This is a genomic window from Pseudoalteromonas luteoviolacea (assembly GCF_001696455.1).
Lineage (GTDB): Bacteria > Pseudomonadota > Gammaproteobacteria > Enterobacterales > Alteromonadaceae > Pseudoalteromonas > Pseudoalteromonas luteoviolacea_C.
The window spans coordinates 317,203-331,371 of the sequence record NZ_MAUJ01000005.1 but is presented as its reverse complement, the minus strand read 5'-3'; the positions used below and the strand labels follow the sequence as shown (position 1 = coordinate 331,371).

Genomic DNA, 14,169 nt, shown 5'->3' with positions numbered 1-14,169 from the left:
ATGGATATTACTGAATTATTAGCCTTTAGTGTGCAACATAAAGCGTCGGATCTACACCTGTCTTCGGAGGTTTCCCCGATGATCCGCGTAGACGGAGACGTTCGTCGCATAAACATTCCTGCTTTAGAAGCAAAGGATGTAAATAGCTTAATATACGATATTATGAATGATAACCAGCGCAAGGACTATGAGCAAAATCTTGAGGTGGATTTTTCGTTCGAAGTGCCTAATTTGGCAAGATTTCGTGTCAATGCTTTTAATTCAAGCAGGGGGCCTGCTGCGGTTTTTCGTACTATCCCAAGTCAGGTACTTACTCTCGAAGAGCTAGGTGCGCCCGATATTTTTAAACAAATAGCTGAAAACCCTCGAGGATTAGTGCTCGTAACTGGCCCGACAGGCTCTGGTAAATCAACGACGTTAGCGGCGATGGTTGACTACATCAACAGCAACAAACATCACCACATTTTGACCATTGAAGACCCGATTGAATTTGTACACCAAAACCAACTCAGTTTAGTTAACCAACGCGAAGTGCATCGTGATACGCACAGCTTTAACGCCGCGCTGCGCAGCGCATTACGCGAAGACCCTGACGTCATTTTAGTTGGTGAGTTGCGTGATTTGGAGACTATTCGACTTGCGATGACCGCCGCTGAAACAGGCCACTTAGTATTTGGTACGCTTCATACTACTTCAGCACCTAAAACAATAGACCGTATTATTGACGTATTTCCTGGTGAAGAAAAAGACATGGTGCGATCAATGCTGTCTGAGTCTCTACAGGCTGTTATTTCACAAACCTTGGTTAAAAAAGTAGGTGGAGGTCGTGTCGCTGCGCATGAAATCATGCTGGGTGTCCCTGCGATTCGTAACTTAATTCGTGAAGACAAAATTGCGCAAATGTACTCAGCTATTCAAACTGGCGCATTGCACGGCATGCAAACAATGGATCAGTGTTTAATGAACTTGGTTAACCATGGCCTGATCACAACACAGGATGCCTATACAAAAGCGCACGATAAAAACCAATTTGGTAGTGGGTATTAATTATGGCACTAAGAGATTACTTGCAACTGATGGTAGACAAAGAGGCATCTGACTTGTTTGTTTCTTCTGGGCTTGCTGTGAGTGCAAAAATTGACGGCGAACTTCGTGCACTTGACGATGAAGTGCTCGACAGTGATGGTTCGCTTGCGATGGTTGAGTCGGCGATGACGGATGCGCAAAAAAGGCAGTTTCATCAGGAGAAAGAATGTAATTTTGCTGTTGCTAATGATGTTGGTCGTTTCCGTGTATCTGCATTTTGGCAACGTGACTGCGCTGGCATGGTTATCAGACGTATTGTCACAGATATTCCCGATGTGACGCAATTGGGACTGCCTTCGGTATTAACTGATGTCATCATGTCCAAACGAGGCTTGGTATTGTTTGTAGGTGGTACAGGCACTGGTAAATCAACATCACTTGCAGCCCTACTTGGATACCGTAATCGCAATCAGCGTGGGCACATATTGACGATTGAAGACCCCATTGAATTTGTGCACGAACACCGAAAAAGTATCATCACGCAAAGGGAAGTGGGGTTAGATACCGAAAGCTTTGAAGCTGCTCTAAAAAGCTCTTTGAGACAAGCCCCTGATGTTATTTTGATTGGCGAAATACGTTCTCAAGAGACGATGGAATATGCACTTAGTTTTGCAGAAACGGGGCATCTTTGTGTGGCCACTTTGCACGCTAACAATGCGAACCAAGCGATCGATCGCATCATGCACTTAGTGCCAAAAGAAAAGCATGACAAGCTGAAATACGACTTGGCATTAAACTTACGTGCGATTGTTGCGCAGCAGTTAGTACCGAACTCTAAGGGAGAGGGGCGCGTTGCTGCAATTGAGATCCTACTGAATTCACCGATGGTTGCGGAGTTAATTAAAAAAGGAGACATTGGTTCAATCAAAGAAACAATGTCTAAATCGAAAGAGATGGGCATGCAGACATTTGATCAAGCGTTGTTCGAACTATATAAAAATCAGCGGATTAACTACGCTGATGCGCTTCATCATGCTGATTCGCCTAATGATCTGCGGTTAATGATCAAACTGCAAAATAATGAGCAAAAAGGAGCTGGCTTTTTACAAGGGGTCACCATTGATGGATTGGAAGGCAAGAAAAAATAAGTTTTTTAACTTTATTGCTTTCTACTTGCTGAGCCTAGCGGGACATAGCTGGGCTCAGAGTGAGTATGTTGACATTTATATTCGAGACGATGTGTATGTCAACTTTACTGCTTTAACGGCGGGTCGCTCACCTCTGGCTGTGAATGACTTTAGCACTCAGTTTGTGCGCCGTGATGTGATTGACATGATTCTGCTACACAAAGCCTTGCTGTTAGGCGGATTTGACAAACCCTTTAAGTACCGTCCGGGCAATATCAATTTCAGAGATACCAACCTATTAGAGCAAGGAAAGCAGCTGCTTAGCTTTGATACTTACTGGTACGAAGAAGCGCTCAATAAAAAAGACAAACTCTTTATCAGTGATCCTGTTGTTCGTAAAGGGGAGTTCTATGCTGGTCTCTTTTATGCCAAAGGGAACACCAGAATGCAAAAGCTTTCTTCGATTGACGATCTGCAAGCGTTGACTGCGGTTTCTTCAAGTCGTTGGCTGATAGATTGGCAAACCCTTAGCGATATGCCTTTGAAAAGGTTAGTTAACGAGACTACATGGGCAGCCCAAGCACAAATGGTCAATAAGCAGTGGGTCGATTTTATGTTGATCCCTCTGATGCCACACATGGGAAATGACTATCAGTTAGCAGGGATAAACCTCGTATCTCACCCTTATTGGGTTGTACTACTGGATAGTAGCCGCCATTTTGTCGTATCTAAGTTACACCCTGATGGGGAACGGGCGTTTATGGCGTTACAGCGCGGCCTTAAGAAGCTGAGGTTACAGGGGAAAATCGTGGATGCTTATCGGCAAGCTGGATTATTCCCCAATATGAATCAGTATCGACAGCTAAACAGTCAAATGGATTAGATTGGAGCCTGATTTACTCATCCCATAGCTGTTCAAAAAAGCTCTCTAAAATAATCACTGCCGACATCCCATCCACGTTATCTTTGGCAAGTGATCGGTAGCCCCCTTGATCAAATAACCTCGCTTTAGCATCGGTTGTTGTTAACCTTTCATCCTGAGTGTCAACTGGGAGGCGGTAGTTGTTGTGCAATCGATTAGCAAACTTCTTGGCTGCAAACGTTACCTGTTGATTTGTGCCGTCCATGTTAAGTGGCAGGCCGACAACGAGTAAATCAGGTTGCCACTCTTTTACATGCACTTCGATATCGGACCAATTTGGGATGCCGTCACGGGCTTTGACTGCACCTAAGCTCGTGGCTGTACCTGTAACTTCTTGGCCAATTGCCATCCCAATGCTTTTTGTTCCAAAATCAAACCCCATTACGGTGCGTTGCCCTACAGGGGTCTTTTCTTTTTTACTGCTCATTCTGTTTATGCATGTCCTGCTTGGTTACTGAGTTGTGCGATATCAATACCGAGCATACTGACCGCTTTTTCCCAGCGTTTTTCTGGTGGTGTACTAAAAATGATTTCAGGGTCGGCTTGAATAATTAGCCAAGAATTCTCAAGAATTTCTTTTTCAAGCTGGCCTTTTTCCCAGCCTGAATAGCCCAACGTAATAATAAATGCGTCTGGACTATCATGAAAGGTCAGGGAGGCGAGTACATCTTTAGAGGTGGTAATCATAATATCTGAGCTGAGCTCTTTGCTCGAAGCATACCCTATTTTGGGTGTATGCAGCACAAAACCTCTGTCTGTATGTACAGGGCCACCAGCAAACACGGTTTGTTCGGCTGCACTGCTTGACTTGTCGTTGTCTATTTCGATTTGATCAAGCAGCTCTCCCACAGTGACATCAATAGGGTGGTTGACAATAAGCCCCATAGCCCCATCTTCATTATGTTCGCAAATGTATGTGACCGAACGTTTAAATAGCGGGTCCTGCAAATTTGGCATGGCGATAAGAAAGTGATTTGCTAATGATTGCATGCGTGACCCCTTCTATAATTTAACTTTCAGTATGGTTGAGTTTTGCTTCAATCGCATCAAAAAACTTGTCCATAATTGATATATCGTATGCGGCTTCAATTTCCTTAACACAGGTTGGTGCCGTGACGTTAATTTCTGTCAACTTATCACCAATGATGTCTAGGCCTACAAAGATTAGACCCTTCTTTTTGAGTGTTGGTGCCACAGCCTCGGCGATTCTTCTGTCGCTGTCACTAATTGGCCTTGCTTCTCCACGGCCCCCCGCCGCTAAATTGCCGCGAGTTTCACCGCCTTGAGGGATGCGTGCTAGGCAATATGGGATAACTTCACCATCTACTACCAGTACGCGTTTATCACCGTCTTTGATCTCTGGAATGTAATTTTGTGCCATCGCAAAGCGTTGACCATGCTCTGTCAAGGTTTCGCAAATCACGCCGATATTTGGGTCGCTCTTTTGTACACGGAATATTGAAGCTCCACCCATGCCATCTAGTGGTTTGAGAATAATATCTTGATGCTTTTCAAGGAAGGCTCTTATCTGTTGCGCATTGCGCGTTACTAAGGTATCAGGTGTATGCTCACTGAACCATGCGGTGAAGAGCTTTTCATTGGCGTCTCTTAAGCTTTGCGGCTTATTCACAACGAGTGTCCCAGCAAGCTCTGCGCGCTCTAAAATATAAGTAGCGTAGATGTACTCAGTGTCAAACGGTGGATCTTTACGCATTAAAATGACATCTAAATCGCTAAGCGCAATGTCCTGCTTTTCCTCCAGCTCATACCAGTGTTGCTCGTCATCAAACACAGTCGCTTTTGCTGCGGTCGCTCTGCCTGCACCTTGATACAGATACAAGTCATTCAATTCCATGTAATACAGCTCGAAACCTCTTTGTTGTGCTGCCATCATCATGGCAAAACCAGTATCTTTTTTAATGTTAAAACCACTGATTGGATCTGAAATTATCCCGAGTTTGACTGCCATTGCATTTACCTTATGAGTTACTTTTAGAGTATCGTTCTGGTGCGGCAAGTTGCTCTGCCGCTATTTAACGTTTATATGTGGTCGGATTTGACAATTTAAAGAGCTAAATCGCCAAACTGCAGTTGAAGCGCGCTTAAAACTGTAAGCGCAGCGGTCTCTGTGCGTAAAACACGGGGGCCTATTTTGATATCGACAAAGCCTTGCTCACTGGTGCTATGCATTTCTTCATCGGTAAAACCGCCTTCAGGCCCAACTAAAAATCGCACGCCATGATCTGGCTGAGGCAGTGTCTTAATTGAATGCGCGGCACGAGGGTGTAGCGTCAATTTTAATTCTTCGCTTTTTTGGCTTAGCCATTGCTCAAGTGTCATTGGTGTATGGATTTTTGTAACAAAGTTACGACCAGATTGTTCAGCTGCAGATATCGCTATTTTTTGCCATTGCTGGTGTTTTTTAGCAAGTCTGTCACCACTGAGCTTGACGCCACAACGGGTAGTAAATAGTGGTGTAATCTCGCTCACGCCCAACTCCACCGATTTTTGGATAGTAAAATCCATTTTGTCTCCGCGTGAAATTCCTTGCCCTAAATGTACTTTCAAAGGCGATTCTACGCACTTATCGATAAACTCGGTAGGAACAACCGTGACCGACTTCTTTGATACGGATTCAATAGTTGCTAAGTACTCCCCACCTTGACCATTAAATAGACTCACTTGTTCGCCTGCGCCCATACGCAAGACACGCGCAATGTGACCTGCTGCATCTTCGCTTAAGTCTGTAGGTTGATTGATTGATAAGTCAGAAGGTTGGTATATATGTGGAATTCGCATCGTGTAAACATTCTCGGTTTTCAATGCGTCCATGTTAAGGCTTTCGTGGCGGTGAGTCTAGCTCGGGGTTTTCGAACACTCTGTATAAAAAACAGTACAATATTGGTGAGAATGCCTTAATCAGTAGTATCTGTTTTTAATACTATAAACTCACTGAATGTGTCCTCTTTGGTCGCGGCCAAGCTCGAATTACATGTGAGGTGGTTGTTGTTAAATGGGTCGGAAATTCGATGGTAGTCGTAACCGTTTGGCAATTGCTCAATGGTGTAACGTTCAGCATGTAACGAGTTAAAAATGAATCTTTGCTTCTCGTCCGCAAGGTGGTAGTCCAAAGAGTTTATGAGGACGCCTTTTATTTGGTGATGTTCATGCAGGTATGTGGCAAGCTCAGAGACACTGATTTCATTGTCAAAATCGCAGTAGCTGTAATCTTTGATTTGGTCCTTAAACATCATTTTAAGCATCTGCTTTGTATTATCACCAGCAATAATAATCTGGCTGGGGGTTTCAGGAGCCAGTTTCTTCACAAACTCGACGAACTCTTGGCTAAACTCCCAGTTGCTATCAACCAGTAAGAAGTTATCTAAGTTCAAGGACATAATTCTCCAGAAGCAAGATCTCCAATATCTATTTACGCAGTTAAATTGAAAACATGTTTATTAGTAAATAGCCCATGGTACAAAAAACAGCAAATTCTAAGCAGGCGATCCCGATATTATCTTGGTGGTCAACTTCCAATCCAATGTTCACTTTTGGCAACACTATTTTTATAAGTAACCTGCTGCATACATAGAGAAGTATCCACATAAATATGGAGTGAATAAGTACGGTCAGCAAACTATCCACTATTTTTCCTTGATAGCTCGGTGCACTGTGCAAACCCGCATAAATTGCCAAAGCTAAACCAATGGTTTTGCCAGCATAGCGGATCCCAATGGAGGTATTCGCGAGATTAAAATTATCTTGCAATGAGGCTCCTTGGTTGGACTTAGCGAAACGAGACTCCCTAAACTTACTGTCTAATGCAAACAGTAGCTGCAATATGACGAAGCAGACACTGGCGATGAACAAGGTTTTAAAGCTCGTGGGTGTAAACCACTGATATAAGCCGAGCACAAGGATACAATTTCCTATTAGCATTCCTGAGTCTACTAACGCTGCGCACACATTTTGATTTAAGATTGCTTGTGCTTCGTTGAATCGGTATAAAATCCATTTTCGATGTATATACTGCCCGATATAAATGTAGACCCAAATTAAACTCAGAGGTAGGAGTACTTGTATGTGTAGCAGGGAGACATCGAGTGCAACAAGGTTTCCAAAAAAATAGCTGATGCTGCCACATAGCACAGCTACTTTAGCGGCGTAGTTAATTCCAAGTGCAAAGTTATCACGCTGAGCCAATTCTTTTTGTAATAGCTTTTTAGCATGTATTTGCACAATTAAACGCAAGCTCGTGAGTGCTATACAGATGAGCACCAGGCAGCTTCCAATGACGAAAAAATTGCTGTTTTCTAAAGACAAGTAACTCATGCTCGGTGTAAGGTTGATGTTATTTAGCGTTACTATAACACTGCCTAACAAATGAGCCACAGGGCGCTGGAGATTTTTGTATGGAACAAAGCCACATGACAAGTGAATTAACCCTTTTAGGACAGCAACGATTTAGTGAATTATTTCCTGAGCGTGACACGCATGAGCAAGTCCTTCGGTTATTAGCGCTCAGTGACTTTGCATACCGTATATTGGCTCAACACCCTCAGTGGATTGAGTGGTTGCTAGATGAAGAAGCCATGAAAAGTAGAGATTGCGAAGCTATTTTTACTTCCACAATCTCTGATGTAAGTGAGCAAGACGCATTTAGACTATTACGTATATATCGAAAGCGTTATTGGTTGAAGCTTATGTGGCTAGATCTCGTATTGGGTAACGACATTGCAGATAGCATATTGTACCAGTCCAACCTGAGTGAACACCTTATCGCCAGTGCTAATGAGTGGGCCTTTTCTCAAGTTGCCGCGAGTAACGGTATGCCTCTAGACACAGATGGCCAGCCAATCTCTATGCTGGTACTTGGAATGGGAAAACTAGGGGGGCGAGAGTTAAACTTTTCATCTGATATTGACCTGATTTTTACTTACCCCAAAGCGCTGAGTACTCAAGGCGGTCGGCGCAGTATTGAGGCACAAGTCTTTTACACTAAAGTGGCCCAAAAGCTCATCGCCGCTTTGGACCAGCGTACCGTTGATGGGCAAGTATTTCGTGTCGATATGCGGCTAAGACCTTTTGGTGACAGCGGTCCTTTGGTTATGAGCTTTTCGGCAATGGAGGATTATTATCAAGATCAGGGCCGTGAGTGGGAACGTTACGCCATGCTCAAGGCGCGTTTATTGGGCAAGCAAAATGTTTATTGGGATGAGTTTAAAGCACTGATTAGACCCTTTGTTTTTCGTCGCTATATAGATTTTTCCGTGATTGAATCACTCAGGAAAATGAAACATATGATCGCCCAAGAGGTGCGACGTAAGGGGCTTAGAAACAATATTAAGCTGGGTGCTGGTGGCATTCGCGAAGTAGAGTTTATCGTACAAGCATTACAGATGATCCGAGGTGGCAGAGAACCGGATCTACAAATTCCATCTTTGCTTGGAGCACTAAATGCGCTGGCTAAGCTCGAAGTTATTCCAAAAAAAGTAGCGCAGGACCTGCAAGTACAATATTTATTTTTACGTCGAGCTGAACAGTACTTACAAGCCTTTAACGACGAACAAACTCAAACGATACCGGATGACGATTTAAATCAACAAAGGCTATGCGCATTGCTCGGTGTTTACGATGTTGAGGCAATGTTCTCTCTATTTGATGAAGTACAATCGGGAATTCGACAAGAGTTTGCGCAAGTGATTGGTGAAGAAGCGCCTGATTTTGACGAGTTAGACCCTAGCTATACATCGGCTTGGGAGCATCGGGATATGAGTTATTTAGAGATTGGTCTATCGCAGACGGAATGCACCCAGTGGCAAGATGTAATGAATGCGTTTTACACCGGAATCAATAAAAAACAAATAGGGGTTCGAGGTCGGGATGTTTTAGATCGATTAATGCCTTTAGTACTGCGAGAAATGCGCGACATTAAGTCAGCCGAAATTTTACAAAGTGTATTGGAGATCATCGCAAAAATAGCATCAAGAACAGCTTACTTGGAGTTACTTTTCGAAAACTTAGGCGCGTTACAACAGCTCATTAAGCTCTGTGCCCATAGCTCATGGATAGCTCAGCAAATTGCCCGTTACCCGATCTTATTAGATGAACTGATTGATCCCGCCGTTTTATACCGTCCTTTGCCGCTAAACGCCTATTACAGCGAAATTCAGCAGTACTTCTTACGGATAGATGAAAATGATCTAGAGCTGCAAATGGAGGCGCTCAGGCAATTTAAACAAACCCAACAACTGCGGATTGCAGCTGCTGACGCGACCGGCGTATTAGACATTATGAAGGTCAGTGACCACCTCACAGCCCTTGCGGAGTCCATAGTTTCTAAAGCCGTTGATATTGCTTGGGCACAAATGGTGGCACGATATGGATACCCCGAAGGGACATGTGCAAATGCGAAAGGGTTTGCCGTGATCGCATACGGAAAAGGAGGTGGTTTTGAATTGGGGTATGACTCAGATCTAGATTTGGTGTTTGTACACAACTGTGATGGTAGTAGCAAAACCGTGGGCGACAAATCTATTTCTTCAAGGCAGTTTTACCTAAAGCTCGCTCAGCGGTTAATGCATTTGTTCAATACTCGGACGCCATCAGGAATATTGTATGAGCTAGACACGCGCCTTAGACCAGAGGGAAACTCTGGTTTATTGGCAATTAACATAGAGAGTTATTATCAGTACCAGCAAGAACAAGCATGGACGTGGGAGCATCAAGCATTAGTACGGGCGAGAATGATTGTTGGCGAAGATGAATTGGTTAAAAGGTTTCACGCTATACGTCGTGATATTTTATGCCGACAGCGTCATATGGACGATCTACAGGGAGACATTGTTGAAATGCGCGTGAAAATGCGTACGCATCTGTCTAAAGACAGTGAGCAAGAGTTTGATCTCAAACAGGGCGGTGGGGGGATGACTGATATTGAGTTTTTGACCCAGTATATTGTCCTTGCCTTCGCTCATGATTACCCGGCTCTCACGCGCTATTCGGACAATATTCGCATTTTAGAGCAGGCCAGTGCAGAGTCGGTCATTAGCGAGCGTGAGCAATCAGCTTTAACGCGTGCATATTGCCAATTAAGAGAGCTTTATCATTTAAATAGCTTAAACGGCAAAGGAAAAACTATCGATGCTCAAACTTTGCTTGAGCAGAGCACCATGGTAAAAAGTATTTGGCAGGCCTACCTTGAGTAGGCTCGATACGCCTAATTATTGAGTCTGCGACAATTTTCTCTTACAAAAATAGATGGGTTCTCAGTGATCACCGCAGCTCTTTGACGGTGGCAGAAGAAAGTATACACCTCATATTCGAAATCATCGTTAATGGCTCTGCCGACTTGATAAAGCGCACTCACAAAATCAGAGTCCACTCTAAAGTTTTGCTTTACTACATAGTCTTTGCTGAGGTACCAGAATAATTCAATGTCTTCTTGTTTGGCGTAGTTAGTTAAGACACTCTTAAGGGTATTCCCCATTTCAAAACGTCGCGGTTGTGACTCCCCAGTCCATCTTTGATGCGTAGGCTTTACGACAAGTTCCCGTTGGGCGAGTGCGTCATCCAGCGGAAAAGTGGGCTTGCCAATTTCCATCACAAACTTATCACGCTCGGTGTCTCTCTCATTCATTCGATCGCGGAAATTTGCGTAGAACTGAGACAGGCCCTGTGCCGCAGCATTGGTTGTTTCCTTAAACTCCATCTTGGGAATGTTCCCGTAAAGGAAGTAATAAGCAGCCCATACTAAGATAGCACCTAAAGATAAATGCTTAGTCCAAAACCACATTGCCGATAAACGTTTTTTATTTTTTTTAGCCATTTTACGCGACGCCAGTTATTCGTAATTTACGAGTAATACGATGGAGCACTCTCATCAGGCCTTGTTTTAAATCGCCTGTGCAACCACATGTATTGTTCAGGAGCTTGCATGATTGATTGCTCCATTCTTTTGTTAACGCGTGTGACATCATGGTTTTCGTCTTCACTTGGAAAGTCAGCCATCGCAGGATGTATTGTGATGTGGTATTTACCTTTCTCATCACGAACACCTGTTAAGCTTAATGTCTCACACTTTTTACTAGATGAAAATAATAAAGTACCAGTGGTTGTGGCAGCATCAGGTACTGCAAAAAACGGAGCAAACTCACAACGTTTTCTGCCATAGTCTTGATCTGGTAAGTAATAGCACACTTTTTTATCATGTAGCGCTTTCAATAACCCTTTCACATCACGTTTGCCAATTAAAAACTCATTGGAACGCAATCTCCCTTTAGTCATAAAGTATTCCATCAAGGGATTGTTATGAGGACGGTAAAAGCCGATACCTTGCGTGTCTGTGCCAAGTATTCTACCGAGCATTTCCAAATGCAGCATGTGAGGGACCAAAAGAAGTACACCTTTGCCATTCTCTTGTGCTGTTTTGAAGTGCTCTAATCCGGTAATTGAGCCAACGGCACGGTTCACTCTCCACTGCGGCCACCACCAAGCCATGCCTGTTTCAAATGTAGCGATGCCGGTATTTTCCATATTTTTTAATACCATGGCGCTTCGTGTTTGTTCATCCATTTCTGGGAAACAAAGTTTTAAATTGACCTCGGCTATTTTTCTACGCTTTTTGACGAAACGATGGACTAATCGTCCTAGTAGTCTCCCGAGTGAAAATTGCACACTTTGGGGTAACCAAGAAAAGCTATACAGGGCAATGACACCCAGCCAAGTTAGCCAAAATTTAGGTGCTAAAAACTTTAATTTAAAGGTAGGGTTGTGAACCAAAGTGGTGTTCTCGTACAAGCATAAAAGAGTGTAGTTTATCGATAACTCGTAATTTGCTCAAGCGTTGTGAAGTGCGGCGGGGGGAGATTGAGCCAGTTTTAGCTGGCTCAATAAAGCTTTGCTTAATTGCTAGCAACTAAGCCTTTATTAATTGCTTCGAGATCCGCACGTGTTAAATCACCAGAAGCTTGTTTCAGCTGTAGCGTCGACAAGATGTATTGGTAACGTAAATTTGCGAGGTTTCTTTTCGCGCTATACAAATTTCGAGTGCTCACTAACACGTCAACAATTGTACGAGTACCTACTTCAAAGCCCGCTTCAGTTGCTTGCAATGCACTTTCAGCAGACACGACGGCTTGCTCTAAAGCTCGGTAAGTCGCGACGTCAGACATTACTTGGTTGTAAGAAGTAATAACTGAACGCGTGATATTACGCATAGAGGCTTCTAAATCTTCACTAGCTGCAACATAAAGTGCTCTTGCTTGATCCGTCGCAGCAACTGTTCTGCCACCAGAGTAAATTGGCACATCAAGTGTTAAACCAATCGTCGTTTCATCAGCACGCGGCGCAAGTTCTTTGCCCGGAGTATTCGTCAATGAGTCACCGTGAGATGCTTGGAATGATAACGTTGGATAATGTCCCGCTTGCGCTTGATCGATTTGATCTTGTGCAATTTCGAGAGACGACTTGGCGACTTGTAAAGAAAGGTTCTTCTCTTTCGCAATATTGATGAAGTCTTCCGAATTTTTGTTCGGTTTTACAGTAGAAAATTTATCTGTATTTAACTTATCAAGTTTTGCGTGGTATTTACCTGTGATAGTACGCAGAGTTTCACGGGCCGTTTCAACTTCGTTTTGTGCAACGATTTCATTTGCGACTGATTGGTCGAATTGCGCTTGTGCTTCGTGTACATCGGTAATTGCAGTCAGACCGACTTCGTAACGTTGTTTCGTTTGTTCTAGCTGGCGCTCGATTGCGCGCTTTTCTGCTTGTACGAACTCTAAACCGTCCAATGCACCTAGCACGTCAAAGTAGCCTTGCGCGATACGTACAATCAGATTTTGTTTTTCTTGTTCGTATTGAGTCAATGATTGCATTGCGCGCTTTTCAGCGATAGACAAACCTTCCCAAATGCTCAGGTCAAAAATTGTTTGATTTAAAGTCAGCGTACGAGAAAATGTATCTCTGTAGCTGTCATTTAATGTATACCCAGACTCGTCATTCTCTGTAGGTAGTGCACCTGTTGAGTCTGTGTCTGAGTAGCTTAGTCTTAACCCTAAAGTAGGTAATAATGCACCCAATGCGCTATCTTGCGCATACTTTTGTGCATCAGCATTGGCTTTTGCACGCAACACAGTCGGATCATTTGCAGTTGCAATGTCGTAAACTTGAAGCAAGTCTTCTGCGTAAGAGTGGTTACTTGACAGTGCACAGGTCAAGCCAACCAACATAGATAAAATGGTTTTTTTCATTATTTGTGCAGTCCTTAGACAATTTTATTGTCAGCATGTTACCTTGTTTTTATGCAAATTCCCAAGCGCTATTCAGGGATAAAAACAAAACAAGTGTAACAGAATATAATACATTATCAGTTCAGGCTTTCGGGCCTTCCATGTCGTATATTGCAATATGGGGATAAAATAACCGATATTAAACCCCTGTTTATGAATCTAGGATTAAAAATGAAAGAAATTAGCCAATACAACAGTAACAATGTTGTATTGAAGCCGTCTTCAAATGGTGTTTTGTATGACGGTTTTTTAAAAATCAAAGAGTATGTCTTTGAACACGCGCTCTTTGCAGGCGGTGTATCTGAACCAATCCGTAGAGAGGTGATTGACCGTGGTCATGCCGTGGCAGTGCTACCTTATGACCCTGTCAGGGATGAAGTTTTGTTAATTGAACAGATCCGCATTGGCGCGCTGGCAACCAAAGACTCTCCTTGGCTATTGGAGTGTATTGCAGGAATGGCAGAAGGGAGTTCGGACTTTGAGGGCGTTGCAAGAAAAGAGGCGCAAGAAGAAGCCGGTTTGGAGCTCAACAAGCTACACTATATGCGCTCATATTTGTCCAGTCCAGGCGGCTCTACAGAGCGTCTATATTTGTATCTGGCACAAGTAGATTTAAGCGAACATGTAAGCGGTATTTTTGGCTTGGCTGAGGAAGGTGAAGACATAAAAACGCATGTATTATCGTTTGACGAAGCTATGGCAAGATTGGAAAGTGAGGAAATTGATAACGCTGCCACTGTGATTAGTCTACAATGGTTAGCGCTAAATAAATCGAAACTAGCAACAATGTTGTAAAACGGGA

Annotated in this window: 14 protein-coding genes; 5 read left to right on the top strand and 9 right to left on the bottom strand. The window is 43.4% G+C overall.

Annotated features, from left to right (window positions below; translation table 11 throughout):
- From A7985_RS16540 to A7985_RS16530, 3 genes are read left to right on the top strand one after another with little or no spacing between them, the layout of a single operon-like run.
- Complete coding sequence (locus tag A7985_RS16540) at positions 1-1,047, top strand: type IV pilus twitching motility protein PilT (protein ID WP_065791520.1); 1,047 nt, start codon at positions 1-3, stop codon at positions 1,045-1,047.
- A 2-nt stretch (positions 1,048-1,049) separates the two neighbouring features.
- Positions 1,050-2,174: a PilT/PilU family type 4a pilus ATPase gene (locus A7985_RS16535; RefSeq protein WP_065791519.1), complete on the top strand. Its 1,125-nt coding sequence runs from the start codon at positions 1,050-1,052 to the stop codon at positions 2,172-2,174.
- Entirely contained in the window at positions 2,149-3,036 is an 888-nt protein-coding gene (locus A7985_RS16530; RefSeq protein WP_065791518.1) for a hypothetical protein, read from the top strand. The genes A7985_RS16535 and A7985_RS16530 overlap by 26 nt, the downstream gene beginning before the upstream one ends.
- 13 nt (positions 3,037-3,049) lie before the next feature.
- Here the strand turns inward: A7985_RS16530 and ruvX are convergent, their stop codons facing one another.
- The 6 genes from ruvX to A7985_RS16500 form a co-directional block, all read right to left on the bottom strand.
- Entirely contained in the window at positions 3,050-3,502 is a 453-nt protein-coding gene (gene ruvX / locus A7985_RS16525) for a Holliday junction resolvase RuvX (protein ID WP_065791517.1), read from the bottom strand.
- A gap of 5 nt (positions 3,503-3,507) precedes the next feature.
- A complete protein-coding gene (locus A7985_RS16520) occupies positions 3,508-4,065 on the bottom strand; it encodes a YqgE/AlgH family protein (protein WP_065791516.1) in 558 nt (185 codons plus the stop codon).
- 19 nt (positions 4,066-4,084) lie between these two features.
- On the bottom strand, positions 4,085-5,044 hold the full coding sequence (gene gshB / locus A7985_RS16515) for a glutathione synthase (RefSeq protein ID WP_065791515.1): 960 nt from the start codon (positions 5,042-5,044) through the stop codon (positions 4,085-4,087).
- 95 nt (positions 5,045-5,139) lie between these two features.
- Positions 5,140-5,874: a 16S rRNA (uracil(1498)-N(3))-methyltransferase gene (gene rsmE / locus A7985_RS16510; protein ID WP_065791572.1), complete on the bottom strand. Its 735-nt coding sequence runs from the start codon at positions 5,872-5,874 to the stop codon at positions 5,140-5,142.
- A 116-nt stretch (positions 5,875-5,990) separates the two neighbouring features.
- Positions 5,991-6,473, bottom strand: a complete 483-nt coding sequence (locus A7985_RS16505; protein WP_065791514.1) for a hypothetical protein — start codon at positions 6,471-6,473, stop codon at positions 5,991-5,993.
- 40 nt (positions 6,474-6,513) lie between these two features.
- Positions 6,514-7,407, bottom strand: coding sequence for a DUF350 domain-containing protein (locus tag A7985_RS16500; protein WP_065791513.1), 894 nt, complete (start codon positions 7,405-7,407; stop codon positions 6,514-6,516).
- Between the two features lie 80 nt (positions 7,408-7,487).
- On the opposite strand from A7985_RS16500, the gene glnE reads away from it, so the two are divergent.
- Positions 7,488-10,283 carry a bifunctional [glutamate--ammonia ligase]-adenylyl-L-tyrosine phosphorylase/[glutamate--ammonia-ligase] adenylyltransferase gene (glnE, locus tag A7985_RS16495; RefSeq protein WP_065791512.1) on the top strand — a complete coding sequence of 932 codons (2,796 nt, stop codon included), beginning with the start codon at positions 7,488-7,490 and terminating at the stop codon, positions 10,281-10,283.
- 11 nt (positions 10,284-10,294) lie between these two features.
- Here glnE and A7985_RS16490 read toward each other — a convergent pair whose 3' ends face one another.
- From A7985_RS16490 to tolC, 3 genes are all read right to left on the bottom strand, one after another.
- A complete protein-coding gene (locus tag A7985_RS16490; protein WP_065791511.1) occupies positions 10,295-10,903 on the bottom strand; it encodes a TcpQ domain-containing protein in 609 nt (202 codons plus the stop codon).
- 26 nt (positions 10,904-10,929) lie between these two features.
- Positions 10,930-11,856 carry an LpxL/LpxP family Kdo(2)-lipid IV(A) lauroyl/palmitoleoyl acyltransferase gene (lpxL, locus tag A7985_RS16485; RefSeq protein WP_065791510.1) on the bottom strand — a complete coding sequence of 309 codons (927 nt, stop codon included), beginning with the start codon at positions 11,854-11,856 and terminating at the stop codon, positions 10,930-10,932.
- A gap of 122 nt (positions 11,857-11,978) precedes the next feature.
- Positions 11,979-13,328: an outer membrane channel protein TolC gene (gene tolC, locus A7985_RS16480; protein ID WP_065791509.1), complete on the bottom strand. Its 1,350-nt coding sequence runs from the start codon at positions 13,326-13,328 to the stop codon at positions 11,979-11,981.
- A gap of 210 nt (positions 13,329-13,538) precedes the next feature.
- Here tolC and A7985_RS16475 point away from each other — a divergent pair, with 210 nt between their 5' ends.
- Positions 13,539-14,162 carry an NUDIX domain-containing protein gene (locus A7985_RS16475; protein WP_065791508.1) on the top strand — a complete coding sequence of 208 codons (624 nt, stop codon included), beginning with the start codon at positions 13,539-13,541 and terminating at the stop codon, positions 14,160-14,162.
- Positions 14,163-14,169 lie beyond the last annotated feature (7 nt).

What these genes read in the sequence shown, in the direction of transcription:
- A7985_RS16520 (WP_065791516.1), bottom strand. Translation starts at nt 4,065, where the DNA reads ATGCAATCATTAGCAAATCACTTTCTTATCGCCATGCCAAATTTGCAG.
- glnE (WP_065791512.1), top strand. Translation starts at nt 7,488, where the DNA reads ATGGAACAAAGCCACATGACAAGTGAATTAACCCTTTTAGGACAGCAA.
- rsmE (WP_065791572.1), bottom strand. Translation starts at nt 5,874, where the DNA reads ATGCGAATTCCACATATATACCAACCTTCTGACTTATCAATCAATCAA.
- tolC (WP_065791509.1), bottom strand. Translation starts at nt 13,328, where the DNA reads ATGAAAAAAACCATTTTATCTATGTTGGTTGGCTTGACCTGTGCACTG.
- gshB (WP_065791515.1), bottom strand. Translation starts at nt 5,044, where the DNA reads ATGGCAGTCAAACTCGGGATAATTTCAGATCCAATCAGTGGTTTTAAC.
- A7985_RS16540 (WP_065791520.1), top strand. Translation starts at nt 1, where the DNA reads ATGGATATTACTGAATTATTAGCCTTTAGTGTGCAACATAAAGCGTCG.
- A7985_RS16475 (WP_065791508.1), top strand. Translation starts at nt 13,539, where the DNA reads ATGAAAGAAATTAGCCAATACAACAGTAACAATGTTGTATTGAAGCCG.
- A7985_RS16500 (WP_065791513.1), bottom strand. Translation starts at nt 7,407, where the DNA reads ATGAGTTACTTGTCTTTAGAAAACAGCAATTTTTTCGTCATTGGAAGC.
- A7985_RS16505 (WP_065791514.1), bottom strand. Translation starts at nt 6,473, where the DNA reads ATGTCCTTGAACTTAGATAACTTCTTACTGGTTGATAGCAACTGGGAG.
- A7985_RS16490 (WP_065791511.1), bottom strand. Translation starts at nt 10,903, where the DNA reads ATGGCTAAAAAAAATAAAAAACGTTTATCGGCAATGTGGTTTTGGACT.
- ruvX (WP_065791517.1), bottom strand. Translation starts at nt 3,502, where the DNA reads ATGAGCAGTAAAAAAGAAAAGACCCCTGTAGGGCAACGCACCGTAATG.
- A7985_RS16535 (WP_065791519.1), top strand. Translation starts at nt 1,050, where the DNA reads ATGGCACTAAGAGATTACTTGCAACTGATGGTAGACAAAGAGGCATCT.
- A7985_RS16530 (WP_065791518.1), top strand. Translation starts at nt 2,149, where the DNA reads ATGGATTGGAAGGCAAGAAAAAATAAGTTTTTTAACTTTATTGCTTTC.